We start from the raw sequence: 26,580 nt of genomic DNA, 5'->3' as shown, positions 1-26,580 counted from the left end.
AGATCGGTATAAGCGATTAGACGCGACATGTTGACGCGCCTAGGCTTAAAGCTGACTAAACCGTCGGTGATGCCCATGAAAGCCAAGCGCCCTGCCTGCGCGGCGCCCGCCTCTGAAGCGCCCGCACCCGCCGCCAGCCAGACCTACAGTTACAGCGACCTTCAACAAACCGAATCGGCCAGCACCGCGCTCGCCGAAGAAGTCGCGTTGGCGATCGCTTATAACGGCATCAGTCAGGCGGTGATGCTGGTAACGCCGACGGACCTTGAAGACTTCATCGTCGGTTTCAGCCTCGGCAGCGGCATCATCGAAGACGCCTCTGACATCTATGACTTGCAACTCAGCGGCTCGGGCTCGGCGCAATACGCGCAAGTGACCATCGCCAACCGCGCGTTCTGGAACCTCAAGCAGCAGCGTCGGCAAATGGCCGGCACCAGCGGCTGCGGGCTCTGCGGCGTGGAAGCGGTTGAACAGGCGTTGCCAGACCTCAAGGTATTGCCCGGCGCGCCCTTGCCCCCCGCCGAATGGCTCGATGGCTTGCGCCAGCGCATCGGTGCGTTCCAGCCTCTTGGTCAGTACTCCGGCGCAGTGCATGCGGCGGTGTTCATGAACGGTCAGGGGGAATTGCTGCTGGGCCGTGAAGACATCGGCCGGCATAACGCCCTCGACAAACTGATTGGCGGGCTCATCCGCCAGAAGATCCCGACTGAAGGCGGCCTGGCGATTGTCACCAGCCGTTGCAGCCTCGAATTGATTCAAAAAGTATTGCGCGCCGGCATCCAGACCCTGGTCAGCCTGTCGTCGCCCACGGGCCTTGCCGTGCAATGGGCCCGTCGCCACAACCTCAACCTCATCCATCTGCCCCAGAAGAATGCGCCGCGGGTCTACAGCCCGGCATTGGAGAATCAAGCGTGAGTCAACACCGTCAAGCCGACCAGAAACCCGTCCCTCGCTACAAGCCCTACAAAGGCCCGGCCGGTGGCTGGGGCGCACTGGCCAGCGTTGCCCGGGCCTGGTTGACCAGTGACAACGCGCTGAAAAACCTGCGCATGATGCTCAAAACCAACAAGAACGGCGGGTTCGACTGCCCCGGTTGCGCCTGGGGCGATTCCAACGAAGCCGGCATGGTGGCGTTCTGCGAGAACGGCGCCAAAGCGGTGAACTGGGAAGCGACCAAACGGCGTGTCGACGGCGCTTTCTTTGCTAAACACAGCGTTAGTTCGTTGCTGGAACAGAGCGACTATTGGCTGGAGTATCAGGGTCGCCTGACCGAGCCATTAAGCTATGACGCCGAAACCGATCGCTACAAGCCGATCAGCTGGGAAGCGGCGTTCGCCTTGATCGCCAAACATTTGCAGGGCCTGTCGAGCCCGAATCAGGCCGAGTTCTACACCTCGGGCCGCGCCAGCAACGAAGCGGCGTACCTCTATCAATTGTTCGTGCGCACCTACGGCACCAACAACTTCCCCGACTGCTCGAACATGTGCCACGAGGCCAGCGGCGTGGCGTTGGCGCAAAGTGTCGGTGTCGGCAAAGGCACCGTGACCTTCGACGACTTCGAACACGCCGACGCGATTTTTGTCTGGGGCCAGAACCCGGGCACCAACCATCCGCGGATGCTCGAACCATTGCGCGAAGCCGTGAAACGCGGCGCGCAGGTGGTCTGTATCAACCCGTTGAAAGAGCGGGGCCTGGAACGCTTCCAGCACCCGCAGCACCCGATCGAAATGCTCACCAACGGCGACAAGCCGACCAACACCGCCTACTTCCGCCCGGCGTTGGGCGGCGATATGGCGGTGCTGCGTGGCATGGCGAAATTCCTGCTGCAATGGGAGCGCGACGCGCAGAAAGCGGGTGAGCCGGCCGTGTTCGACCACGATTTCCTCAATGAGCACAGCGTCAACGTCCTGGAATACCTGGGCACCGTCGACGACACTTCCTGGGAGCAGATCGTCGAGCAGTCCGGCCTGCCCCTGGTGGAAATCGAGCAAGCGGCGCGCATGTACGCCAAAGGCAAGAACGTCATCATGTGCTGGGCCATGGGCATCACCCAGCACCGCCACTCAGTGGCAACCATCCAGGAAATCGCCAACCTGATGCTGCTGCGCGGCAACATCGGCCGGCCGGGCGCCGGCCTGTGCCCGGTGCGTGGCCACAGTAACGTGCAGGGTGACCGGACGATGGGCATCAACGAACGTCCGCCAGTGGCGTTCCTCGATTCCCTGGAGCGGCGCTTCCAGTTCAAGGTGCCGCGTGAAAACGGTCATAACGTGGTCGAGGCGATTCATGCCATGGCCGAAGGCCGCGCCAAAGTCTTTATCGGTCTGGGTGGCAACTTCGCCCAGGCAACCCCGGACAGCCCGCGCACCTTCCAGGCCCTGAGCAATTGCGACCTGACCGTGCAGATCAGCACCAAGCTCAACCGCAGCCATTTGGCCCACGGTAAAGATGCGCTGATTCTGCCGTGCCTGGGCCGTACCGACATCGATATCCAGGCCGAAGGCGCGCAAGCGGTGACCGTCGAAGATTCGTTCAGCATGGTCCACGCCTCCAACGGCCAGTTGCAGGCACTGTCGAACCAGATGCGCTCGGAGCCGTCGATTATCGCCGGCATCGCTGCCGCGACCCTGGGCAGCAGACCGGTGGACTGGAACTGGCTCGTGGCCGATTACAGCCGCATTCGCGATCTGATCGCCGATACCATTCCGGGCTTTCGCGACTTCAACGAGAAGATCAAGAATCCGGGCGGTTTCTACCTCGGCAACAGCGCCGGTGCACGCAAGTGGAACACCCCGTCCGGGCGCGCCAATTTCCGCCCGAACGCCCTGCCCAAGGACCTGGTGCACGAACGCACCCGCGCCACGGGCGTGTTGCCGGACCTGATCATGCAATCGATGCGTTCTCACGATCAGTACAACACCACGATTTATGGGCTGGATGACCGTTACCGTGGCGTGAAGGGTCAGCGGGATGTGTTGTTCGTCAATGAAGCGGACATCATTCGTCTGGGGTTCAAGCCTGGGCAGAAGGCTGACATCGTTTCGATCTGGGATGATGGACGTGAGCGTCGAGTGAAGGGCTTTACGCTGCTGGCGTTTGATATTCCTGCGGGGCAGGCGGCTGCTTACTATCCAGAAGTGAATCCGCTGGTGCCGCTGGAAAGCACCGGGGATGGCAGCCATACGCCGACGTCGAAGTTTGTGGCGATCCGTCTGGAAATGGCGAGTGAGACCGGGTTGATTTTGGCCAAGTCGGCTTAACGGGACGGCAGGTCTGGCCTCTTCGCGGGCAAGCCTCGCTCCTACAGGATCGGTGTCTTACGCATTTTTTTTGTACATGACACGAATCCTGTAGGAGCGAGGTTTGCCCGCGAAGGCGTCCCGACATGACAACACATGATCGGGCCCCTCTCGGTACTTTCCAATCGCCCACAAAAAAGGCCGCTTTTTCACAAAAACGGCCTATCCGAAGTAGCTAAAGACCGGCGAAAAACCGTTAAGTTCCGCCCAAAAAACAGCAACTTATAGAAATGTGCTCAAGTCGTGTTACTCGTCGGATTTCGATTGTCACAACCCCGACACAGCCTCAGGATCGCGCCGTCATCCCCTTGAGGTTCCTCTATGAAGTTCTCCTCGATTCTCTTGTTGTCCCTTGGCCTGGTCAGTGGCTTCGCTTCTGCCGGAGGCACCACCGAAGCAGGTGTGGGCGGCGCATTGGGCGGGGTTCTTGGCTCGGTCGTCGGTCAGTCGCTTGGCGGTAATACTGGTTCCACCATTGGCGCGGCCTTGGGCGGCGCGGGTGGTAGCGCAGTCGGCGCAGACAAACGCAGCCGTGGCGAAGCCGCCATTGGTGGTGCGTTGGGCGCAGCAGGCGGTAACGTGGTCGGCCGCAGCATGGGCGGCACCACCGGCAGCCTGATCGGCTCCGCAGCAGGCGGCGGCGCCGGTGGCGCGCTGGGTAACTACATGGGCAACAAGAGCGATGAAGACGATGATCGTCGCTCCTATCGCGGCGGCCGTGATGATCGTCGCTACTACCGTGACGGCCACCCGGGCCGAGGTCATGCCTACGGTCATCGCAAACATAACAAGCACTATCGTCATCATTGAGGCCTGAACGGCTTCGCTGACCGATAGATAAAAAATCGCAGCCCAAGGGCTGCGATTTTTTTTGTCCGTCAAACCACCAGACGCTCCAATGCACCACGCAATCCGGCAGGGATCGCCACCGGCTGATTCGACGTCCGATCCACAAACACATGCACGAAGCGCCCCGCCGCGCAGGCCTCGTCTTCCCCGGCCTTGAATACCGCCAGTTCGTACTGCACCGAGCTGTTACCCAACTTGCCCACCCGCAGACCGATCTCGATCCGCTCCGGAAAGGCGATGGAGGCGAAATAATCGCAAGATGAACTCACCACAAAACCCACCACCTCGCCGTCATGGATATCCAGGCCGCCGATTTCGATCAGGTAGGTGTTCACTGCCGTGTCGAAGAAGCTGTAGTAAGTGACGTTGTTGACGTGACCGTAGGCGTCGTTGTCGTGCCAGCGGGTGGTGATGGGCTGGAAGTGCGGGTAGTCGGTGCGTTGGGGCATCGGGTTGGACATCGTGTCGATTCCTGGAGTTGGATTGCCAGTCTAAGGCGAATACCGCGCTGTATTCATCGCGAGCAGGCTCGCTCTCACATTTGATCTTCTGTGAACACAGAATTTGTGGGCGACCGAGATCCCTTGTGGGAGCGAGCCTGCTCGCGAAAGCGCCGGCACAGGCGCTGCATCAATTACTTGTCAGCAAACCCTTTACCCATCAACTCCAACTCACCAATCAACCGTGCCGGCTTCCAGTGATCGCCCTGGCGAGTCTCCAGCGCCATCAAACGCTGATGAATATCCGCCAGCCCTTGCTGATCCGCCCACGCCATTGGCCCGCCCTTGTCCGCCGGGAAGCCATAACCGTTGAGGTACACCAGATCAATGTCGTGCGCCGACCCCGCAATACCTTCCTGAAGGATCTTCGCGCCTTCATTGACCAGTGCCAGCAGACAGCGCTCAAGAATCTCCTCAGGGCTTATCTCCCGACGCTGGAAGCCAAGCCCTTCGCTGACATTTAGCACCAGCGCATCGACTTCAGGATCGTGTTCAGCCTGTCGACTGCCCGGCTCATAGTGGTAATAGCCATTGCCGCTCTTCTGACCAAATCGCCCCAGTTCGCACAGACGGTTATCCACCTGAACCTCAGGCGCATCCTGGCCTGTGCCTGCCAGTTCCCGAGCCCGCCATCCCAGGTCGACGCCCACCACGTCGTACATGCGAAACGGCCCCATGGCAAAACCGAAGCCTTGCAACGCCGCATCCACCTGATAGGGATAAGCGCCCTCAAGCAGCATCTTGCGCGCTTCAAGCACGTAGGTATTGAGCATGCGGTTGCCGATGAAACCCTCACAGTTGCCCGCTACCACGCTGACCTTGCCCATGCGCGTGCCCAGCTCCAGCGCCGCATCGAGTACGGCGGGCGAAGTCTGCGCACCGCGAACGATTTCCAGCAATTTCATGATGTGCGCCGGGCTGAAGAAGTGCAGCCCCAGGACCTGAGCCGGACGGCGAGTCGCCGCGGCGATGGCGTCGATATCCAGCGCTGAAGTGTTGCTGGCCAGAATGGCTTCGGGTTTGAGCAGCCCGTCCAGTTCGCGAAAGATCTTTTGCTTGAGCTCAAGGTTTTCGTAAACCGCTTCGATCACCAGATCAACCTCGCGGATCGCCGCATAATCAGCCGCTGCCGTGACCCGAGCGATGCGCGCATCCGCCTCGGCCTGATCGATGCGACCCTGGCGCACATTGTGCGCGTAGGTGTCCGCCACGGTAATCAGCGCCTGTTCCAGCATCTGCGGGTTGTTATCGACCCATTGCACCGGCACCCCGGCATTGGCCAGGCACATGACAATGCCACGGCCCATGGTGCCCGCACCAATCACGGCGGCGCGCTGAATGTTGAACGGTGTCTGGCTCATGTTTGCTCTCTTGTTGGCGATCCAAAGACAGTCCTCACCATAGTCAGCCGCTGGGCATTTTTGAAATTTATTCCTGTGATGAGCAACATTCAGCGGATGGATCTACCTCAGCCAGACACTGGAGCCCCCTGTAGGAGTGAGCCTGCTCGCGATGGCGTTAGTACATTCAACAACGACAGCGGCTGACAATCCGCTATCGCGAGCAGGCTCACTCCTACAGGGGGGCGCAGTTCAGCCTGCGAGATGTTGTTCAGCCCACTCCCGCACGTCGGCATACGGATAATTTTCCAGCGCCGCAAATCCCGATATCGAACGCGCCTTGAGCTTGGTAAACAGCGGCACGCTGATCCCGCACAAAAACCGCGTTACGCGTTCAGCCGACGGCACATTGCCGGTGTGCTGTTCATGCCTGTGGATAAAATCATCGCACAGCGCTTCAAAGTTTTTATCCACAAGCGCCGGCAATTCCGGCGGCGATGGCAGTCGCGCCACGTGCCCATGACACACCGAACAATGTCCACACTGACGAGGCGCGTTTTCATCGCCGAAGTACTCGGCCAGGCGATAGCCCAGGCAGTGGTCGGTGGCAAACAGATCCAGCATCGCGTGAATCCGAGCAATCTCGGTACGTTCGTGCTGGGTGAAATAGGCGTGCAGTTCGGCGCTCAGTGCCTGACTGTCGACATTCGCTTGCAGCAGGCTGTAGACCTCGGTCATCTGCTTGCTTTCCAGCTCGACCCAGCCTTTCTCCTGGAAATAATCCAGGGCCTTGACCACCCGGTTACGCTCGGCCTGATGCTGTTCATAGAGCGCGTCGAAATTCACCGTAGCCCAGGTCCGCGCACGGCTGGAAGTCTGAATGATGGCTGCAACGAAGTCTCTTCGCTCGCCCTCGAAGCGGGCCAGCAAGGCTTCCGGCTCTTGCAGATACTTGAAGCGGTATTCGGCGTAATAGGCGTAACGCGGAGCAATCAAGCCACGCAGCTCAAGTTGCACCAGCAAAGTCTTCAGCGGCAATTGGCGAATGTTGCTCTGGTCCGACAAGGGCCCCAACAGAAACTCCCACTGCCCCTCTGGCGCGGCAGCTTGCATCTCATCGAGCACACAACGAATGCCGTCCAGTTCCGGCGTGTCGCCGTAGACGAAGTTTTCCAGCACGTTGAGGCTGTCGCGATTGGCCAGCACCAGGCAGTCGGACGGTTGCCCGTCACGCCCGGCACGGCCGATTTCCTGGCTGTAGTTTTCGATGGATTTGGGCAGGTCGAAATGCACGACGTTGCGGATATCGCTCTTATCGATCCCCATCCCGAAGGCAATGGTGGCGACGATGCAATTGGACTGCCCGCCCATGAACCGTTTTTGAATGGCTTCGCGTTGTTCGTGGGGCAAACCGGCGTGATAGGCCTCGGCCTGTATGCCGTTACGGCCCAGGTGTTCGGCGATGTGCTCGGCGGTTTTTTGCAGGGTGACGTAGACGATACTCGGCTGGCCCGGACGTTCGCTCATCCATTCGACCAGACGTCGGCGCTTGTCCTGACCGCGTACCGGCTCGACCAGCAGATTGAGGTTCGGCCTGTAGAAACCGGTGGTCACCACGTCTTCGGGTGCGATGGCGAATTTGGCCTCCATGTCCGCGATCACTTTGGGCGTCGCAGTGGCGGTCAGCAGCAGCGCCTGCGGAATGTTGAACTGGCGCTGGTAGTCGGGAAGCTTGAGATAGTCGGGACGGAAATTGTGGCCCCACTCCGAGATGCAGTGCGCCTCGTCCACCACCAACAACGAGATGGGCACCTGCTGCAGGAAATTGCGAAAGCGCTCGTTCTTCAGGCGCTCCACAGAGATCATCAAAATCTTCAGTTCGCCGGACCTGGCCCGGGCCATCACATCACTTGCGTCGTCCCGACTCTGGGCCGAATCGATGCTGCCCGCCGCAATACCGTGGCGCTGCAAGAAGGCCAACTGATCTTGCATCAACGCCAGCAGTGGCGAGACCACCAGCGTCAGGTGCGGCAGCAAAAGCGCCGGCAATTGATAACAAAGGGACTTGCCCGAGCCGGTGGGAAAAATCGCCGCTGCCGAACGCCCAGCCAACACCGCGCTGACCGCCGCCTCCTGGCCGGGCCGAAACTGTGGATAACCGAAAACCTGTTCCAGGGTGTTGTGCATAAGCTGTCACTCCGTTGACCGCTGCGAAGCCCAAAGCCTAGCCGGCAAACGCAGCGAGTCGAGAAAAGGTCGGGGACCAAAACGATACGGGATGATACAGCGGATGCAACCTGGACACGGCAAGGCATGAGGGTTGGGCAGCGTTCAGATCGCTATCGCGAGCAGGCTCACTCCTACAGGGAAATGCATTTCAAAATAGTGTGGGAGCGAGCCTGCTCGCGAAAAGACCAGAGCAGTCTCCGCAAGACTTTCGAGAGCCCTCAGGGCACCAACACCGCCACACGCAATTGATCATTCAGCGCTTGCTCGTGAACGGTTTGGCTCTTGCTCACCCAAACCGCATGGGCCGGGCTGATTTCCCCCGTGAACGCCGCCGCCAACTGACGCAAATCGGCGACGCTTCGCACGCGAGGGCAGAAGGATTCGCCGTCGCAGTTCTGACTGGCGCCGCGGTAGGTGATCAGTAACCGATCCCACAACCCGTCACGCACTCGCCTGACCGACTTGAGCTTTACATCCTGCACGCCCAGTCGCTGTTTCAGACTTTGTTCGTCGAGCATTTCGCTGGCCAGCAGCGCCTTACCGAACATCAACACTTCGGCGCGGGACGCAGTGTCCACATTGGCCTGGCTTGTCATCGCATCTGGCCAACCGGTGCGATCCATATTGGCGAGGATCAAAGAGTTATCCGTGTCAACTGCACCCGCCAAACGACAAACACCTGCCCACAGCAACAAAATCGAGGCCATACGTAGCCATTGCATACCTAATTCCCTTTAAGCATTGAACAGACGTTTTCGAAACGTCCTACAGATTCTGGCGCGCACCATACAGAGGATTGCTGCGTTGCGCCTGACAAACACGTAGGAAATTCGACCTCTAGGGGATTTGCTGAAAAAAGCCTCGGGGTACACGTAGGCAAAAAGCCACAACGCAAGTAAATCCCCTACAAATCCCGTCCATTTTCGCTGTATTGCGACGCCAGGAAGTACGCCTCTATAGTTTGCGTCGCCGCTGAAAACAGGACGGACCTCATGCAAGACCGCTATCGCCCGCTCAAAACCCGCTACAGCGAATCGCCCGTGTTGGTCATCGACACCGAGGCCGACCCTCACGAAATCCTCGACGCCGCCCACCAACGTCTGCGCGCCGCCAGCGACCTGCTCGAAACACTTTACTGCCTGTGCTTCAAACAGGCGGATTTGAAGGATATTCCTCATATAGTGAATGCACTTTATTTATTAACGCAGGACGGCTGCGAACTTCTTGAAGTTGCAAGACAACGAACAGAACTTTAAAAACACAAATACAGAAACAACTAACTTCTTCAACTTGCAAATAACAAACACTAGTCTGCAAGCTCTTAAACCCATCAAGAGCACTACAATGACTACATTAACTATTTTCTTCTGCGGCACCGGTTCGACCAAATTCGACAACCAGAACCCGACTTACTGGAACGGCGAATTGGTCTCGACACTGGCTTCCCATCACGGCGGCCGCGAATTTGCCGAATGGATCGTGATTGACGGCCCCGGCACCAGCAACCTGCAAGCCGACGAGCTGTTCACCAAATCCGGGGACTACGGCCTGAGCGGCACGCTGTTCGGCAAGGGCTGGGAAGAAAACGTCAAACACGCCATCAACATCATCAAAGGCAAATGCGACTGGGAACGTCAAAAATTGACCGAGGCTGAATACAACCGTCTCAAGGCTGCCGGAATCCCTATTGAAGATGTGATCGTCGAAGGTTCCTGGTTGTGGCGCAAGTACAACTACGGCGACCGCAGCGTGACCCAACAGAAGTTACAGGAACAAATCATCAAAACATTCCGCAAGGACGGCGTTATTCCAACCAACGTCAACTTGGTAGGCTGGAGCCGCGGCGGCATTAGTTGCCATATGCTGGCCAATGCCATGTTCAAGGACAGCGCACTGAAGAACATCCCGGTGAACATCTTTGCGATAGATCCGGTACCGGGCATCGGTAACTTTCAGGAAGAAAAAGTCAAACTGAATGCCAACGTAAAAGAATACGTTGGCTTCTACGCCCGGGACGAACGCTCCAAAGGCTTCAGCTGCGTCATCCCGCAAACGGCCACCGGCACCCGCACTCACATCTACCCGATGCCCGGCCGCCACGGCACGCTGGTCGGCAACGCCGCCGCCGATGGTGTCAGCGGCCCTAAAGCGCTGGCCGAACCCGGACTGATCGTCCGCCACTTTGCCGAAGTGTGCTTGAAACGCTGGGGTGTGCCGCTGAACAAAACCACCAACCTGACCCCGACCGACCTGCAAAACCACCACAACGCCATGGCCAGCGCCGCCGCGAAATACAAAGCGATGGAAAAGTGCTCGTACACCTTCTTCACCGAACTGGACCAGGGCGAGCGCTACGTTTCGCTAGGCAGCAACGGGGTCAAGTTCTCGGCGGTGAGAGGCACGATTTACGCGCCGGCGACTGGGTTGACCACTGGCCTGCAGGATGTGGCGGCTTATCAGCATATGGGTTAAGTGATGGGTGTGGGAGCAGGTTCAGGTCAACCTTGATGATTCACGCCGAGCATTTCTGATGAGGACGCGATGAGGCTGATGGCGAAAAAACGCGAGAAATTGCGCCGCGGAAAATTCCTATGGAAAGGGCCTAGCCAAGGTTCGGCCAGGTCCTACAAGCGGAGACTCTTTGTCGTCTATCGCTGCTTGATGGCTCGTATCTATAGTCGTGACTGTCGCTGACAAATCAGCGACCGGGCTTGGTCACCCGATGGAATACATAAACGCGTCCGTTGTATGCTGCCGGCACTCAAGTGTCTGCACGCTATATGGTGGCTGTGTTTGGGACGCCTTTAGGCGTGCCGGCCTTTATGGGTTCCAACGGTTGACCAACCCGAACACAGTCCGCCTCCATCGCTTGGTCACGATGGTAGTGGCTTCATCTAATGCATTTGAGAATACATAAAATGAATACATGGAACCCGTCCACAACCGATCGCTACCTCCCACTACAAACCAACCTAACCGATTCCCCGCCCCTGATCATCGACACAGAGGCCAACCCCCAGGACATCCTCGAAGCCGCCCTCCAGCGCATCCGAGCCTCCAGCGACCTCCTCAAAACCCTGCACTGCGTTTGCTTCAAACACGGCGACGTCGAAGATATCCCCCACATAACCCACGCGCTCTACCTCTTGGCCCAGGACGGCTGCGACCTGCTCCAAGTCGCCCAACAACGCATGATGGGCTGGAAAGCACCTGCCTGACGCCGAGTGAAAAGATCGTTCCCACGCTCCGCGTGGGAATGCCTCCACGGACGCTCCGCGTTCGGCTCTTGGGACGCAGAGCGTCCCGGGCTGCATTCGATCAAGCCTTCAACGCCTGAGACAATCGTGATGTCTGAATTAACGTTCAAACACAAACAAGCGCACTACGAAAAGGTGTGCCGCTCTAATTACCTGGCCAGTCTGCATCTCGCTGGTTTCGACACATCACCGGCAGACCTCGACAAACCACTGCCTACGCGAGAAGAAGCGCTCGCCAAATACCAACAAGACAAACCGTCACAACCCGCTCCCGCCCTTCCCCACAAGCCTGCCGATCAATAAGATCCATCCAAGCCCAACCGGACACCCCCGCAATGAACCTCTCCCCCAACTTCCCCGACGACCAAGTCATGCACCTGCTCATGCAGCTGTTGCACGAAGAGCTCGGCCTGCCCGAACGCAAAACCATCAGCCTCACCACCTCGATCAACTTCGACCTGGGCTGCAATGGCGCTGATGCGCGGCATTTGATGGAATCGCTGGAACAACAGTTCGGGATCGACCTCGATGACTACGACGCCTATCGCTACTTTCAGCCCGAAGGGTTTGATGTGCATCTCAAGCGAAAGGCAAAGGGTCGCGGTGACAAAATCCCGCTGACCATCGGCATGCTTTACCAAGCGATCAAAATGCAACGGTGGGATACGCAGCAACTGGAAGGCATCGAGCCCAACACATAAGTGCCATTATTCTGGTCGTTTAGCGCCAACACAGCTGGAATATTGGCAGTTGTGAGTTGGATGGTGAAACCAAACGCCCACAAAAAACCGCCCTCAAAGGGCGGCTTTTTCATTCGCTAAATCCAAGCCTTACAGCTTAGGACCCGCAGCCTTGATCGCGTCGCTCACTTCAAACTTCTTGAAGTTCTCAACAAACAACCCAGCCAGCGCCTTGGCCGCTTCATCATAAGCAGCCTTGTCAGCCCAGGTGTTACGTGGGTTCAACAGGCCAGTCTCAACGCCTGGCACTGCCAACGGCACGTCCAGGTTGATGGTGTCGAGGTGCTCGGTTTCTGCACCGATCAACGCGCCGCTCTGGATCGCTGCAATCACGCCACGAGTGGTCGGGATGTTGAAGCGTTTGCCAACGCCGTAGCCGCCGCCGGTCCAGCCGGTGTTGACCAGGTAAACCTTGGAGCCGAAGCCGCGGATGCGCTTGATCAGCAGTTCTGCGTATTCGCCGGCCGGACGCGGGAAGAACGGTGCGCCGAAGCAGGTGGAGAAGGTCGACTTGATGCCGCTGCCGGAACCCATTTCGGTCGAGCCCACCAGCGCGGTGTAGCCGGACAGGAAGTGGTAGGCCGCTTGTTCTTCGCTGAGGATCGAGACTGGCGGCAGTACGCCGGTCAGGTCGCAGGTCAGGAAGATCACAGCGTTTGGCTCGCCACCGAGGTTCTTCTCGGAACGCTTGGCAACGTGCTCCAGCGGGTAAGCGGCGCGGCTGTTCTGGGTCAGGCTGACGTCGGCGTAGTCGGCGTGCTTGGCATCGTCGATGACGACGTTTTCCAGGACGGCGCCGTGCTTGATGGCTTTCCAGATGACCGGCTCGTTCTTCTCGGACAAGTCGATGCACTTGGCGTAGCAGCCGCCTTCGATGTTGAAGACAACGCCTTCGCCCCAGCCGTGTTCGTCGTCACCGATCAGGTAACGGCTTTCGTCGGCGGACAGGGTGGTTTTACCAGTGCCCGACAGGCCGAAGAACAGGGTCACGTCGCCCGCTTCACCGATGTTGGCAGCGCAGTGCATTGGCAGCACGTCGGCGGCCGGCAGCAGGAAGTTCTGCACCGAGAACATGGCTTTCTTCATTTCACCGGCGTAACGCATGCCGGCGAGCAGCACTTTCTTCTGGGCGAAGTTGATGATCACGCAGCCGTCGGAGTTGGTGCCGTCACGCTCTGGAACGCACTCGAAGTTGGCGACGTTCAGAACTTGCCACTCTTCACGACCGGCCGGGTTGTACTGAGCCGGGTTGATGAACAGGCAACGACCGAACAGGTTCTGCCAAGCCGTCTGAGTGGTCATTTTCACGGCCAAGTAGTGCTCTTCAGCCGAACCTACATGGACGTGGGAAACGAAATGTTCTTGCGCGTTGTTGAAGGCCTCGACGCGGTCCCACAGGGCATCGAACTTGTCGGCCGGGAACTTGCGGTTGATCGGGCCCCAGGCAATGGCGGCCTGAGTGGACGGCTCTTCAACGATGAAACGGTCGACTGGCGAGCGGCCGGTACGGTGACCGGTGCGAACAACCAGTGCGCCAGTGTCGGCAAGCTCGCCTTCACCGCGATTCAGAGCTTCTTTTACCAGATCATCAACACTCAGATCGGTGTACACGGCGTTATTGGCTTGCGTCATGAGATTCCCCGTCGGCCAGTGGCCGAGTGTGCTCCAAACGTTTTGTAGTAGAAAGTCGTGCACTACTACCGCGACAAAAAGTGGGCCGGATTATGCCAGAAACGCCCAAAAATAGTAGGGCCCTCCCGTCAGAACGGCGTTATTCCGGCGCTATCCAGTGAATTTACCTGCGCTGAACCGTTTTAGTGCCGGGTATCTGACGGTGTCTCGACACCCGCACCGGCGAACAATTGGGTGATATCGGCCGCGTCAAACAGGTAGCGCTGGTTGCAGAACTGGCAATCGATCTCGATGTTGCCGCCGTGCTCGATGACCAGCGCCTGCGCGTCTTCCATGCCCAAACTGACCAGAGCATTGGCCGAACGTTCTCGCGAGCAGCTGCAACGGAAACGCAATCTCTGCACATCGAACAGGCGCACCTGTTCTTCATGGTAGAGGCGATGAAGCACGGTTTCGTTGTCCAGGCTCAGCAATTCGTCGGCGGTCAGGGTGTTGCCCAGCGCGGTGATGTGCTGCCAACTGTCCTCGCGTTCTTCCTGGTCTTTCAAGCGGTCGGCAGGCAGTTGCTGCAACAACATGCCGCGGGCGCGACGGCCATCGGCGTACAGCCAGAACCGGGTGCCAACCTGTTGCGACATGACGAAGTAGTTGGTGAAGCACTCCGACAGGGTTTCGCCATCCAGGTCGACAATGCCTTGGTAACGCTGACCCTGAGTGGGGTCGACGGTCAGTGCCAGCACGCCATTGGGCATCAGGTCGGCGAGGGTCGCGTCGGGGGCAATCCGGTCGGCTTCGTAACGGGCCAGGCCACGGATTTCACGCTCACTGGAGCACTCGATCATCAGCAGCGGAATCGGACCGTCGGAACGGGCCTGAAGAATCAGTAAGCCATCGAACTTCAACGTGCCGACCAGCAGCGACGCGGCCGCCATCAGTTCGCCGAGCAGTTGCGCGACCGGCTCCGGATACGGGTGTTTGGCGAGGACTTCAGCGTAACTCCGTTCCAACGAAACCAGCTCGCCGCGGGTGTCGCTGTCATCGAAGATGAAGCGTTGGGTGTAGTCGGTATCCGGTAGATCGGTCATAGGTCTGGGTTCTGAAGTAATGACAAAATGGTTACAACCGTGAAAATTGCGCCTTTGCAGCACCACTTTGGTGCGCGACGTTCAGCCATGGGAGGCATTTTATGAACAATCCGGGTTTGTTCCAAGCAAGGTGGAACCTGCGCCGGTTGGCTCTGTGCAATTTCGTGCCTCTGGCGCTGCTGGCCTTTTGGTTATGGCCTACAGGTCAGATGCTGTGTGTGATTTTCGACGAGTGGCTGTTTCATCTGCTGAATGCGCCGCTGGCCAGCAACCCGATATGGCTACGCATCTGGGCGATTGCAAGTCTGCGCCCATTCGATGTGGGGAGTTTCGCGGATGAGTGTGGTGCTTAGGGCCTGATTTTGTGGTGCTGCCGGCGAGTGCTGCGCACTCGATCGCGAGCAGGCTCACTCCCACAAAGTTCTGCGCTATACCTGTGGGAGCGTGACTTGCCCGCGAAGACTTCAGCCCAGACGACACAGAAGCATCTACCTCACTCGTCGTTACTGCTCCCACGAAACTTGAACAAATCCCGCCGCTGTTTCTTGCTTGGCTTGCCATCGGTGCTCATGCCCAACGCGCCGGACTTGCGCATGGCCGCAGCCGCTTCGCGCTTGGCGATGCTGGCATCGGTTTCCGCATACAACGTCTGAGCCTCTGGCGCGCCACGGCGCACAATCGATAGCGCCTGAACCACCACCGTGCGTTCCTCGAACCCCACACGAATCTGAAACTCGTCGCCCACCCTCGGCTCCTTGCCCGGTTTGCAGCGCTCACCCCGGCAATGCACCTTGCCGCTTTCAATTGCCGCCTTGGCCAAGGCACGTGTTTTATAAAAACGCGCGGCCCACAACCACTTATCGAGACGGACCTTGTCGTCCTCTTCGTTTTTTTGTGCCACTGGAATTCCTCTTTCAGCCCATAGTCGGAACTGTACTACCGTTTCTGTCGGGCGCAAGAACTCGGCCCCCCAGATAGACTGTGATCTTGGCCGGCTCACCGGCATGGAGTGATCGAGTGACTATATTCCCGTCTTCATTGACCTCGCCTCAGGGCGGTTGCCAGGGCTGCCAGCAAAGCGAGCCGCTGGGCTTCGATTTTTCTTTTGCCTACCAACCGATCGTCGATCTGCGCGACCAATCAGTTTTTGCTCACGAAGCGTTGGTGCGTGGCATTGCCGGGGAAGGCGCACTGTCGGTGCTCGACCAGGTCACCGAGGAAAATCGCTACCGCTTCGACCAGCTCTGCCGGACCCGCGCCATTGCAGGAGCGGCCAATCTAAACATGCAGACACACTTGTCCATCAACTTCATGCCCAACGCCGTGTACCGCCCGGAGCTGTGCATCCGCACCACTCTGGAAGCCGCGAAAACACACAACTTCCCCATCAACCGGCTGATTTTCGAAACCCTGGAAAGCGAGCACGTAGATAACTATCGCCATTTGACTAATATTCTGCGTGAATACCGCGAATTCGGCTTCAAGACCGCCATCGACGATTTCGGCGCGGGCTACTCGGGGCTCAATCTGCTGGCTGATTTCCAACCGGACCTGATCAAACTCGACATGGCACTGATCCGCGATGTCGATCGCGACCGTGTTCGTCAGGCGATCGTCCGAGGGGTTGTCACAATGTGTGCGGAGTTGAACGTTACAGTCATCGCCGAAGGCATCGAAAGCGCCGGAGAACGGGATTTCCTGGCGGACTGTGGAATATTTCTGATGCAGGGTTACTGGTTCGCCAAGCCTGCATTCAAAGCGTTGGCCCAGGTAGCACCTGAGGCCTGGACGCGTTAATCGCCGGTTTTTTCCTATTGAAGACATTTGACCATTTGACCGTTATCGGTCTGCGCGAGTGGGTGGCGCTCCCGGATCTGGGAGTGGCGGGCCTGCGCGCAAAAATCGACACCGGCGCCAGCACCTCAAGCCTGCATGCCACCGACATCGAGCCGTTCGAGCGCGACGGTGAAAGCTGGGTGCGCTTCACCGCGCACCTGGGCACGGTGGTGCAGTTGCGCCATCGACGCTGCGAGGCGCCACTGGTGACGCGCAAAACCATCAAAAGCTCCAACGGTCACGCTCAGATGCGTTACGTGGTCAGCACCACACTGGCCCTGGGTGATCGGGTATGGCGGGTCGAATTCACCCTCGCCTGCCGCAAGTCCATGCGTTATCGCCTGCTCCTCGGCTCCAAAGCCCTGATCGACGGCCAACTGGTGGTCAATCCGGGCATCAAATATGTACAAGACAAGCCGGTGTTCCCGGTATCTACCTCTTCCACAGGTGTTGCATGAAGATCGCTGTGCTGTCGCGGAACCCGCGTCTGTATTCCACTCGTCGTCTGGTCGAAGCCGGTACCGAGCGTGGACATGAAATGGTGGTGATCGACACCCTGCGCGCCTATATGAACATTGCCAGCCACAAACCGCAGATCCATTACCGCGGCAAGCCGCTGGAAGGTTTCGACGCGGTGATCCCGCGGATCGGTGCGTCTGTGACGTTTTATGGCTGCGCGGTGTTGCGTCAGTTCGAAATGATGGGGGTTTTCCCGCTCAATGAATCGGTGGCCATCGCCCGTTCGCGGGACAAACTGCGGTCACTGCAATTGCTCTCGCGCCGCGGCATCGGCTTGCCCGTCACCGGGTTTGCGCATTCACCGGATGATATTCCCGACCTGATCGACATGGTCAACGGCGCACCGCTGGTGATCAAGGTGCTGGAAGGTACACAAGGCATCGGTGTGGTGTTGTGTGAAACGGCGACGGCGGCAGAGTCGGTGATTGAGGCCTTCATGGGCCTGAAGCAGAACATCATGGTTCAGGAATACATCAAGGAAGCCGGGGGCGCGGACATTCGCTGCTTCGTAGTGGGCGACAAGGTGATCGCGGCGATGAAGCGCCAGGCCAAGCCTGGAGAGTTCCGCTCCAACCTGCATCGCGGTGGCAGTGCCAGCCTGATCAAGATCACCCCGGAAGAACGCATGACCGCGTTGCGGGCGGCCAAGGTCATGGGGCTGGCGGTGGCGGGCGTGGATATCCTGCGTTCCAATCACGGGCCGCTGGTGATGGAAGTGAACTCGTCGCCAGGGCTGGAAGGGATCGAGACCACCACCGGGAAGAATGTGGCGGGGATCATCATCGAGCATCTTGAGAAGAATGGCGGGCCGAATATGACGCGCACCAAAGGCAAGGGCTGACCCACTGGGCATTCCCACGCTCTGCGTGGGAATGCTCTAACGGACGCTCCGCGTTCGGCTGTTGCCGGGACGCCGAGCGTTCAGGGCTGCATTCCCACACAGAGCGTGGGAATGATCGGAGTAGTCAGCTGTTAAACCGCATCCCGCGGCAACATAAGCCCAAGCGGCAACCGCACCCGAGCTTCAAGCCCGCCACCCGGCCGATTGCGCAACTCGACATTCCCGCCATGCATCGAAGCGATCCGCTTCACGATGGCCAGTCCAAGTCCTGTCCCCTTCCCGCCCCTGGCACGATCACCCCGGGTGAACGGGTTGAAGATCGCCTCCAGTTCCGACGGATCAATCCCTGCGCCACGGTCCATGACGCTCAGCACCACGTACGGCGCGCTGGTATCACCGGAGACATAAGCCGCCACCTCAACCCCGCTGCCAGCATGGTGCAACGCGTTGCCGATCAAATTGTTCAGCAGCCGCTTCATCGACACCCGACGCAAGGGAAACGCCTGGATCGGTTCCAGGCGCAGACGCACTTTTTCTTCGTTCTGGTTATACGGCGCAGCGACTTCACGAACCAGGTCAATCAGGTCCACTTCCTCGACAGACTCGTCACGACCATCGCGGATAAACGCGAGGAACTGGTCGAGGATCGCGTCCATGTCTTCGATGTCACGCACCATCGCGTCGGTGAGGTCGTTGTGGTCGCCCATCAATTCCAGGGACAAGCGCAAACGGGTCAGCGGTGTACGCAGGTCGTGTGACACCCCGGCCAGCATCAGCTCGCGCTCGCGACCGGCCTGCTCGACGTCTTCAGCCATCTGGTTGAAGGCGCGATACACCTCGGTCATCTCGCTCGGCGTGTCACTGATCGGCAGGCGCACGCTGCGCCCCTGGCCGAGTTGCCGTGCGGCATACACCAGACGTTTCAAGGGTTGATTGAGCTGGCTGACGAAGATCCACGCCGAGGCGGTGGACAGCAAGCCGATAGCAAGGAACCAGCCGAGCACGTTCCAGATTTTCTGGCCGCGCAACGGATGCGGATACAGCGGCACCTTCAGCCAGCCATCGCCCAGGCTAGGTGCCCGAACCCACAGGGCCGGCGGTGAGTGCATGCGTAATCGAACTTCGGTGTCGGCACCCAACTCAGCCTGCATCTGCCGCTGATAGATCTCGCTGTAAGGCCAATGTTGCTCGCCTTCCGGCACACCCGCGCCCACGACCCTGATCAGGGTGGCAGCATCAGCGATTTTCTCTCGGTTCTTTTCATCAGCGGCCCAATAAGCGCGCAGCGTCAGGGCGACACCGTGGCTGTATTGGCGGTCCACCAGCACGTCTTCGTTCATCAACAGATAAACCAGGGTCAGTGCCTTGGAAAACAAGACGACGATCAGCACCAGCCACAGGGTGCGGGAGAAGAAACTCTGGGGGAACCAAACGGGGGTTTTCATGAATAACCGCTACACACTTGCAGGAGCGAGCGATGCTCGCATATTGCGGATCGCGAGTCTGCGGACGATTGTCCGCAAGACCCGCTCCTACAAATCGCCGATCACTTGGTGGCGGCGCCATCCGGAACGAACACGTAGCCCACGCCCCAGACCGTCTGGATGTAACGCGGTTTGGATGGGTCAGGCTCGATCATCCGGCGCAGACGGGAAATCTGCACGTCGATGGAACGCTCCAGGGCATCCCATTCACGGCCACGGGCCAGGTTCATCAGCTTGTCGCGAGTCAGTGGCTGACGCGCGTTCATGACCAAGGCCTTGAGCACCGCGAATTCACCGGTGGTCAGCATGTGCACTTCGTCACCGCGCTTGAGTTCGCGGGTGGCCAGGGACAGTTCGTAGTCACCGAAGGTCACGCTTTCGTCTTCGCTGCCCGGTGCGCCCGGCACAGGCGTCGACTGACGGCGCAGGACCGCTTTGACACGGGCCATCAGCTCATCCGGGTTGAAGGGCTTGGCCAGGTAATCGTCGGCGCCCAGTTCCAGGCCCTTGATGCGGCTCAGCTCATCGCCCTTGGCGGTCAGCATGATGATCGGGATCTGATTGTTCGCCGTGCGCAGCCGGCGGCAGGCGGTCAGACCGTCTTCGCCGGGCAGCATCAGGTCGAGGACGACCAGGTTGAACACTTCACGCGCCAGCAGGCGATCCATTTGTTCGGTGTTCGGCACGGCGCGGGCGCGGTAGCCCTTGCTGACGAAAAAGCGTTCCAGCAGGCTGCTCAGCCCTGGATCGTCGTCAACAATAAGAATTTTTTCGCCTTCAGCATTGTTTGCAGTGCTGCTCATTGGATGCTCCTTTGATCTCGGCGCGCATTATGGCGTAGCTGCCGTTATACGCACCGTGTGCATTGTTAGCAGATTTTTCCTTCACTGCCAGAAATCCGGCCCTCGCGCTAATGCCTGCGATGCCCCTGAATGATAGAACGCTGGTTATAATGCGCGGCCTTTTGTGTCAGGCAACGTCTGATCACGGCTACAGGTGGCCGCTTTTTATTTTCATGGCGCCGGCAGTCATTGTTCGATTTCACGGGTCAACGGGATACCTGTTGATCCAGGTAGCGGCGCACGCCAGGCCGCTCAACCAGACTCGCCGAGCCTTTATCCCTGCGCCTGCGAGCCTGCTTTCACAATTTGTCAGGTGGTTTTATGGACAGCATCAACAGCCGCATCGCCGAGGAACTCGGTGTACGCCCACAACAGGTCGAAGCGGCCGTCGCGCTACTCGATGAAGGCTCTACCGTTCCCTTCATCGCCCGTTACCGGAAAGAAGTGACCGGCAGCCTCGATGACATCCAGTTGCGTCATCTGGAAGAGCGTCTGCGCTACCTGCGAGAACTCGACGAACGGCGTATCAGCATCCTTGCCAGCATTCAGGAGCAAGGCAAGCTGACCCCGCAACTCGAACGCGACATCAAACTCGCCGACACCAAGACCCGCCTGGAAGACTTGTACTTGCCGTACAAGCAGAAGCGCCGCACCAAGGGCCAGATCGCCCTGGAAGCCGGCCTCGGCGAGCTGGCCGACGGCCTGTTCAACGACCCGACCCTGACGCCAGACGCCGAAGCCGCACGCTTCGTCGACGCCGAAAAAGGCGTGGCCGATGTGAAGGCGGCCCTCGAAGGCGCCAAATACATCCTGATGGAACGCTTTGCCGAAGACGCCGGCCTCCTGGACAAGCTGCGCAGTTACCTCAAGCAGGAAGCGACCCTCAGTGCCCGCGTCATCGCCGGCAAGGAAGAGGAAGGCGCCAAGTTCCGCGATTACTTCGAACACGACGAACCGCTGAAAAGCATGCCGTCGCACCGCGCGCTGGCGATTTTCCGTGGCCGCAACGAAGGCATCCTGAGTTCGGCGCTGAAAGTCGGCGACGAGCTGCCGGGCACCATGCACCCGTGCGAAGGCATGATCGGCCAGCAATTCGGCATCCAGAACCAGAACCGCGCCGCCGACAAATGGCTGGGCGAAGTGGTGCGCTGGACCTGGAAGGTCAAGCTCTACACCCACCTCGAAACCGATTTGCTCGGCGAGTTGCGCGATGGCGCGGAAACCGAAGCGATCAACGTATTCGCCCACAACCTGCACGACTTGCTGCTGTCGGCCCCGGCCGGCCCGCGTGCCACCCTGGGCCTCGACCCGGGCCTGCGAACCGGTTGCAAGGTCGCCGTGGTCGATTCCACCGGCAAGCTGCTGGATCACGCCACGGTCTACCCGCACGTGCCACACAACAAGTGGGATCAGACCATCGCGATTCTGGCGGCCCTGTGCGCCAAGCATGCCGTGGACCTGATCGCCATCGGCAACGGCACCGCCAGCCGTGAAACCGACAAGCTCGCCGCTGAGCTGATCAAAAAATACCCAGCGATGAAGATGACCAAGGTCATGGTCTCCGAGGCCGGTGCATCGGTTTACTCGGCGTCGGAACTGGCTTCCAAGGAATTCCCGGACCTCGACGTGTCGATCCGTGGCGCCGTGTCGATTGCCCGCCGCTTGCAGGATCCGCTGGCCGAACTGGTGAAGATCGATCCGAAATCCATCGGCGTCGGCCAGTACCAGCACGACGTGTCGCAGCTGAAACTGGCGCGTGGCCTGGATGCCGTGGTCGAGGACTGCGTGAACGCCGTGGGCGTGGACGTCAACACCGCCTCCGTGGCGCTGCTCGCCCGCATCTCCGGCCTCAACGCGACCCTGGCGCAGAACATCGTCAGCCACCGCGACGAGCACGGCGCGTTCAAAACCCGTGCGGCGTTGAAGAAAGTCGCTCGTCTGGGCGAGAAAACCTTCGAACAGGCGGCCGGTTTCCTGCGCGTCATGAACGGCGACAATCCGCTGGATTCGTCGGCGGTTCACCCGGAAGCCTATCCACTGGTGCAGCGCATTGCCGCTGAGACCGACCGTGACATTCGCTCGTTGATCGGCGACGCGAGCTTCCTCAAGCGTCTCGACCCGAAGAAGTACACCGACGAAACCTTTGGTCTGCCAACGGTCACCGACATTCTGCAAGAGCTGGAAAAACCGGGCCGTGACCCGCGTCCGGAGTTCAAGACCGCCGAGTTCCAGGAAGGCGTCGAAGACCTCAAGGATCTGCAACTGGGGATGATCCTCGAAGGCGTCGTCACCAACGTGACCAACTTCGGCGCGTTCGTCGACATCGGCGTGCATCAGGACGGTTTGGTGCACATCTCTGCGCTTTCGGAGAAGTTCATCAAGGATCCGCGCGAAGCGGTAAAGGCCGGAGACGTGGTGAAAGTGAAGGTCATGGAAGTCGATATCCCGCGTAAACGCGTGGGTCTGTCGATGCGCATGAGCGACACCCCGGGCGAGAAAATCGACGGCGCTCGTGGTGCGCGTCCGGGGTCGGCGCCACGCCAGTCCCAGAACAACGCACCGCGTAAGGAAACCACGGCGGCGGCCCCGGCCAACAACGCCATGGCGTCGTTGTTTGCCAACGCCAAGCAGTTGAAGAAACGCTGATGGAGATCCCTGCCGGGCTGACCGAAAGCGCTTTTTTCAAGCTGCTGGGATGTCGCTTGCACAGTCTGGAAGCCGGGGTGGCGCAAGTCGCCCTGGGGCTTGCGCCAGAGCTGCGCAATCGCGGCGGCAAGCTGCACGGCGGGGCCTTGTTCAGTCTGGTGGACATTGCCATGGGGCTGGCCTGTTCCAGCACCCACGGCTTTGACCAGCAGAGCGCGACCATCGAGTGCAAGATCAACTACATTCGCGCCGTTTCCGACGGTGAAGTGATGTGCACGGCGCGGGTGATTCACCCGGGCCGGCGCACGCTGGTGGTCGAAGCCGACGTGATGCAAGGCGACAAACTCGTCGCAAAAGCACAAGGCACGTTCGCTGTCCTGTAGCTAGAAGTCATCGATTTGAGTTAATTTCGGCGCTGTGACTGCAGCGCCGAAGTTTCCTGTGGGAGCGAGCCTGCTCGCGAAGGCGATGTATCAGACAACATCAATGTTGACTGACACGCCCTCTTCGCGAGCAGGCTCGCTCCCACAGGGAATTCCTTGGCTGCTGTCAGCAGCCGTGTACGGTCCAAAAACCAGGCGAAAACGCCAGTTTCAACTTCACCCTTGTAGACCGTCTTGCCCACCCCCATATTGGGGCGACTGACGCGTGAAGGAATCCAACTTGAGCGAACTTCTCAACCGCCGCCTGGCTCTGCTTGGCGAGCGCGCTAACCTCTCTCTGCTCGAACAGTGCCTTCACGGCATCGAACGTGAATGCCTGCGCGTGACCGGCGAAGGTCGCCTGGCGCAAACGCCGCACCCGGAAGCATTGGGTTCCGCGCTGACCAATGAACAAATCACCACCGACTATTCCGAGTCGCTGCTGGAATTCATTACCCCGGCCCTGCCAGACCCAGCCGATACGCTGGCGAGCCTGGACAAGATTCACCGTTTTGCCTACAGCAAGCTCGGCAACGAGTTTCTGTGGAGTCCATCGATGCCGTGCCCGTTGCCGGCCGAGGAAGACATCCCGATCGCCTATTACGGCACGTCCAACATCGGTCAGCTCAAGTACGTCTACCGCAAGGGCCTGGCCCTGCGTTACGGCAAGACCATGCAGTGCATCGCCGGGATTCACTACAACTTTTCCCTGCCGGAAAAGCTCTGGCCACTGCTTAAAGAGGCTGAAGGATTTGTCGGCACCGACCGCGACTATCAGTCGTCAGCCTACATTGCGCTGATCCGCAACTTCCGCCGCTACAGCTGGCTGCTGATGTACCTGTTCGGCGCCTCCCCTGCGCTGGACGCCGGTTTCCTGCGCGGTCGTTCGCACCAGTTGGAGCAACTGGACCCGGACACCTTGTACCTGCCATACGCCACCAGCCTGCGCATGAGTGACCTGGGTTACCAGAGCAACGCCCAAGCCGGCTTGACGCCGTGCTACAACGATCTGGCCAGCTACACCGACAGCCTGCGCAAAGCGGTCGCCACGCCGTATGCACCGTATGTCGAAATCGGTACGCATCAGGACGGTGAGTGGGTTCAGCTCAACACCAACATCCTGCAGATCGAAAACGAGTACTACTCCAACATCCGCCCGAAGCGCGTGACCTACACCGGCGAACGGCCGATCCAGGCGCTGGTGGCCCGCGGCATTCAGTACGTCGAAGTGCGTTGCCTGGACATCAATCCGTTCCTGCCGATGGGCATCGATTTGCCAGAGTCGCGCTTCCTCGACGCGTTCCTGCTGTATTGCGCGCTGAACGACAGCCCGCTGCTGACCAATACTTCGTGCGGCAACGCGACCTCGAACTTCCTCAGCGTGGTCAAGGAAGGTCGTCGTCCGGGCCTGCAACTGCAGCGTGACGGTCAACCGGTCGACCTGAAGGAATGGGCCGGCGAATTGTTGGAAAAAATAGCTCCGCTCGCGGCGCTGCTTGATCAAAGCCATGGCGGCGATGCCCACAGCAAGGCGCTGGACGTGCAGATGGAGAAGGTCAAGGATTCGTCGCGCACACCTTCAGCACAAGTGCTGGCGGCCATGGCTGAACACAAGGAGAGCTTTGCCCAGTTCTCCCTGCGTCAAAGCCAGGTGCATGCGGAGTTTTTCCGCAGCGAGCCATTGAATAGCGAAGATCAGGCGAAGTTTGAAGAACGCGCACGCTCCTCGCTGGCTGAGCAGGTGGCGCTGGAGCAGAACGAAGTCGGCGATTTCGATGTGTTTGTCGGGTCGTATCAGGCGAGCATTCTGGCGATCAGCAACTAACATCAGAAGGTCCTTCAGACCTTTTCGCGGGCAAGCCTCGCTCCTACAGTTTTGTGTCGGTCCCCATTTGTGACTCGACCCCGAATCTGTAGGAGCGAGGCTTGCCCGCGATGGCCGCACTGCGGTCTCCCTTAGAATTTTCCGCTCATAAGCTCATTCGAAAAAGTTATTTATTTTCGGATTCTTAGATCATTTAGTCTCCTTTCACGCCGACTCTCGGTCGCCTGACAAGGAGCTTCTCAATGAAACTGAATTTCTCTCTTCGCCTCTTGGTGGCCGCGTCTCTGGCTGCTGCGAGTTTGTTTGCCCAGGCGGCTGACGTGACCGTCGCCTACCAGACCACGGTTGACCCGGCGAAGGTCGCCCAGGCAGACGGCGCTTACGAAAAAGCCACCAACGCCAAAATCGACTGGCGCAAATTCGACAACGGCGCCGACATCATCGCCGCCATCGCTTCCGGCGACGTGCAGATCGGCTACCTCGGTTCCAGCCCCCTGACGGCGGCCATCACCCGCAAAGTCCCGGTAGAAACCTTCCTCATCGCCACCCAGATCGGCGCGGCTGAAGCCCTGGTCGCCCGCGACGGCTCCGGGATCAAGACTCCACAAGACCTGATCGGCAAAAAAATCGCCGTGCCGTTCGTTTCCACCGGCCACTACAGCCTGCTGGCGGCGCTCAAGCACTGGAACATCGATCCGTCGAAGGTCACCGTGCTCAACCTCGCTCCGCCCGCCATCATCGCTGCGTGGAAACGCGGTGATATCGACGCCACTTACGTGTGGGACCCAGCCCTCGGAGTCGCCAAGGAAAACGGCAAAGTGCTGATTACCTCCGGCGAGCTGGCCAAGTTCGGCGCTCCGACTTTCGATGCCTGGATCGTGCGTAAGGACTTCGCCGAGAAGCACCCGGAAATCGTCACTGCGTTCGCCAAAGTGACCCTCGACGCCTACGCCGATTACCGCAAAGACCCGAAAGCCTGGCTGGCCAATCAAAGCAACGTGGACAAGCTTGTCAAACTGTCGGGCGCCAAGGCCAGCGACATTCCGTTGTTGCTGCAAGGCAACGTCTTCCCGCTGGCGGCTGACCAAGTGATCACCCTCGGCGCACCGACCACCAAGGCCATTACCGACACCGCCGCCTTCCTCAAGGAACAAGGCAAGGTCGAGGCCGTGCTGCCGGACTACGCCCCTTACGTCAGCGCCAAGTACATCACCAACTGATCGGGAGTTAACTG

Annotated in this window: 23 protein-coding genes and 2 pseudogenes; 16 read left to right on the top strand and 9 right to left on the bottom strand. The window is 59.3% G+C overall.

What is annotated here, in order from left to right:
* The first annotated feature begins 75 nt into the window (after window positions 1-75).
* The 3 genes from fdhD (at window position 76) to JIO00_RS01285 (ending at window position 4,109) form a co-directional block, all read left to right on the top strand.
* Complete coding sequence (gene fdhD, locus JIO00_RS01295) at window positions 76-915, top strand: formate dehydrogenase accessory sulfurtransferase FdhD (RefSeq protein ID WP_154502599.1); 840 nt, start codon at window positions 76-78, stop codon at window positions 913-915.
* Window positions 912-3,260, top strand: a complete 2,349-nt coding sequence (locus JIO00_RS01290) for an FdhF/YdeP family oxidoreductase (protein WP_102593429.1) — start codon at window positions 912-914, stop codon at window positions 3,258-3,260. The genes fdhD and JIO00_RS01290 overlap by 4 nt, the downstream gene beginning before the upstream one ends.
* Window positions 3,261-3,620: 360 nt before the next feature.
* Complete coding sequence (locus JIO00_RS01285) at window positions 3,621-4,109, top strand: glycine zipper domain-containing protein (protein ID WP_010464721.1); 489 nt, start codon at window positions 3,621-3,623, stop codon at window positions 4,107-4,109.
* Window positions 4,110-4,177: 68 nt separating this feature from the next.
* Here the strand turns inward: JIO00_RS01285 and JIO00_RS01280 are convergent, their stop codons facing one another.
* The 4 genes from JIO00_RS01280 to JIO00_RS01265 all read right to left on the bottom strand — a co-directional run bounded on the left by JIO00_RS01280 (window position 4,178) and on the right by JIO00_RS01265 (window position 8,939).
* Window positions 4,178-4,609, bottom strand: a complete 432-nt coding sequence (locus JIO00_RS01280; RefSeq protein WP_010464723.1) for an acyl-CoA thioesterase — start codon at window positions 4,607-4,609, stop codon at window positions 4,178-4,180.
* Between the two features lie 173 nt (window positions 4,610-4,782).
* Complete coding sequence (locus JIO00_RS01275; protein ID WP_077747509.1) at window positions 4,783-6,009, bottom strand: 3-hydroxyacyl-CoA dehydrogenase; 1,227 nt, start codon at window positions 6,007-6,009, stop codon at window positions 4,783-4,785.
* Window positions 6,010-6,240: 231 nt separating this feature from the next.
* Window positions 6,241-8,175 (bottom strand): RecQ family ATP-dependent DNA helicase, encoded by a 1,935-nt coding sequence (locus tag JIO00_RS01270; RefSeq protein WP_102593426.1) that lies wholly within the window; start codon window positions 8,173-8,175, stop codon window positions 6,241-6,243.
* Window positions 8,176-8,435: 260 nt separating this feature from the next.
* Entirely contained in the window at window positions 8,436-8,939 is a 504-nt protein-coding gene (locus tag JIO00_RS01265; protein ID WP_200667467.1) for a polysaccharide deacetylase, read from the bottom strand.
* Between the two features lie 270 nt (window positions 8,940-9,209).
* Here JIO00_RS01265 and JIO00_RS01260 point away from each other — a divergent pair, with 270 nt between their 5' ends.
* From JIO00_RS01260 to JIO00_RS01245, 5 genes and pseudogenes are all read left to right on the top strand, one after another.
* Window positions 9,210-9,473 carry a hypothetical protein gene (locus JIO00_RS01260; RefSeq protein WP_083375276.1) on the top strand — a complete coding sequence of 88 codons (264 nt, stop codon included), beginning with the start codon at window positions 9,210-9,212 and terminating at the stop codon, window positions 9,471-9,473.
* Window positions 9,474-9,561: 88 nt separating this feature from the next.
* Entirely contained in the window at window positions 9,562-10,689 is a 1,128-nt protein-coding gene (locus JIO00_RS01255; RefSeq protein ID WP_200667466.1) for a hypothetical protein, read from the top strand.
* A 446-nt stretch (window positions 10,690-11,135) separates the two neighbouring features.
* Window positions 11,136-11,435 carry a hypothetical protein gene (locus tag JIO00_RS01250; protein ID WP_010464752.1) on the top strand — a complete coding sequence of 100 codons (300 nt, stop codon included), beginning with the start codon at window positions 11,136-11,138 and terminating at the stop codon, window positions 11,433-11,435.
* A 129-nt stretch (window positions 11,436-11,564) separates the two neighbouring features.
* A pseudogene (locus JIO00_RS29700) lies at window positions 11,565-11,720 on the top strand (YhfG family protein); the annotation flags it as partial.
* 89 nt (window positions 11,721-11,809) lie between these two features.
* Complete coding sequence (locus JIO00_RS01245) at window positions 11,810-12,175, top strand: DUF1493 family protein (protein WP_077747503.1); 366 nt, start codon at window positions 11,810-11,812, stop codon at window positions 12,173-12,175.
* 129 nt (window positions 12,176-12,304) lie between these two features.
* On the opposite strand, the gene JIO00_RS01240 is transcribed toward JIO00_RS01245, so the two are convergent.
* Complete coding sequence (locus JIO00_RS01240) at window positions 12,305-13,846, bottom strand: phosphoenolpyruvate carboxykinase (protein ID WP_077747502.1); 1,542 nt, start codon at window positions 13,844-13,846, stop codon at window positions 12,305-12,307.
* Window positions 13,847-14,028: 182 nt separating this feature from the next.
* Window positions 14,029-14,931, bottom strand: coding sequence for an Hsp33 family molecular chaperone HslO (gene hslO / locus JIO00_RS01235; RefSeq protein WP_083375279.1), 903 nt, complete (start codon window positions 14,929-14,931; stop codon window positions 14,029-14,031).
* A 101-nt stretch (window positions 14,932-15,032) separates the two neighbouring features.
* Here hslO and JIO00_RS01230 point away from each other — a divergent pair.
* Window positions 15,033-15,251, top strand: a pseudogene (locus JIO00_RS01230) (phosphatase PAP2 family protein); the annotation flags it as partial.
* Window positions 15,252-15,424: 173 nt separating this feature from the next.
* Here the strand turns inward: JIO00_RS01230 and JIO00_RS01225 are convergent.
* Window positions 15,425-15,832 (bottom strand): RNA-binding S4 domain-containing protein, encoded by a 408-nt coding sequence (locus JIO00_RS01225; RefSeq protein WP_010464763.1) that lies wholly within the window; start codon window positions 15,830-15,832, stop codon window positions 15,425-15,427.
* Between the two features lie 116 nt (window positions 15,833-15,948).
* On the opposite strand from JIO00_RS01225, the gene rimA reads away from it, so the two are divergent.
* The 3 genes from rimA to rimK are packed head-to-tail and all read left to right on the top strand — an operon-like array spanning window position 15,949 to window position 18,127.
* Window positions 15,949-16,728 (top strand): S6 modification regulatory phosphodiesterase RimA, encoded by a 780-nt coding sequence (rimA, locus tag JIO00_RS01220; protein ID WP_102593423.1) that lies wholly within the window; start codon window positions 15,949-15,951, stop codon window positions 16,726-16,728.
* A 17-nt stretch (window positions 16,729-16,745) separates the two neighbouring features.
* A complete protein-coding gene (gene rimB / locus JIO00_RS01215; protein WP_010464766.1) occupies window positions 16,746-17,225 on the top strand; it encodes a retropepsin-like aspartic endopeptidase RimB in 480 nt (159 codons plus the stop codon).
* Window positions 17,222-18,127, top strand: a complete 906-nt coding sequence (gene rimK / locus JIO00_RS01210; RefSeq protein ID WP_007949201.1) for a 30S ribosomal protein S6--L-glutamate ligase — start codon at window positions 17,222-17,224, stop codon at window positions 18,125-18,127. Before rimB ends, rimK begins: the two co-directional genes overlap by 4 nt.
* Window positions 18,128-18,258: 131 nt before the next feature.
* Here rimK and JIO00_RS01205 read toward each other — a convergent pair whose 3' ends face one another.
* Together JIO00_RS01205 and ompR are read right to left on the bottom strand one after the other, a co-directional pair.
* Window positions 18,259-19,572, bottom strand: a complete 1,314-nt coding sequence (locus tag JIO00_RS01205; RefSeq protein WP_010464772.1) for an ATP-binding protein — start codon at window positions 19,570-19,572, stop codon at window positions 18,259-18,261.
* A gap of 101 nt (window positions 19,573-19,673) precedes the next feature.
* Window positions 19,674-20,414, bottom strand: coding sequence for an osmolarity response regulator transcription factor OmpR (ompR, locus tag JIO00_RS01200; protein ID WP_010464774.1), 741 nt, complete (start codon window positions 20,412-20,414; stop codon window positions 19,674-19,676).
* 360 nt (window positions 20,415-20,774) lie between these two features.
* Between ompR and JIO00_RS01195 the strand changes: the two genes are divergently transcribed.
* The 4 genes from JIO00_RS01195 (at window position 20,775) to tauA (ending at window position 26,566) form a co-directional block, all read left to right on the top strand.
* Window positions 20,775-23,099: a Tex family protein gene (locus JIO00_RS01195; RefSeq protein ID WP_010464777.1), complete on the top strand. Its 2,325-nt coding sequence runs from the start codon at window positions 20,775-20,777 to the stop codon at window positions 23,097-23,099.
* On the top strand, window positions 23,099-23,482 hold the full coding sequence (locus JIO00_RS01190; protein WP_010464779.1) for a PaaI family thioesterase: 384 nt from the start codon (window positions 23,099-23,101) through the stop codon (window positions 23,480-23,482). The genes JIO00_RS01195 and JIO00_RS01190 overlap by 1 nt, the downstream gene beginning before the upstream one ends.
* Before the next feature lie 280 nt (window positions 23,483-23,762).
* Entirely contained in the window at window positions 23,763-25,346 is a 1,584-nt protein-coding gene (gene gshA / locus JIO00_RS01185) for a glutamate--cysteine ligase (protein ID WP_200667465.1), read from the top strand.
* Between the two features lie 242 nt (window positions 25,347-25,588).
* A complete protein-coding gene (tauA, locus tag JIO00_RS01180) occupies window positions 25,589-26,566 on the top strand; it encodes a taurine ABC transporter substrate-binding protein (protein WP_200667464.1) in 978 nt (325 codons plus the stop codon).
* Window positions 26,567-26,580: the final 14 nt, after the last annotated feature.

This window comes from Pseudomonas sp. SW-3 (assembly GCF_016615645.1).
GTDB classification, from domain to species: domain Bacteria; phylum Pseudomonadota; class Gammaproteobacteria; order Pseudomonadales; family Pseudomonadaceae; genus Aquipseudomonas; species Aquipseudomonas mandelii.
Note: the sequence above shows the minus strand (reverse complement) of the source record. Positions and strands in the feature narration are given on the sequence as shown.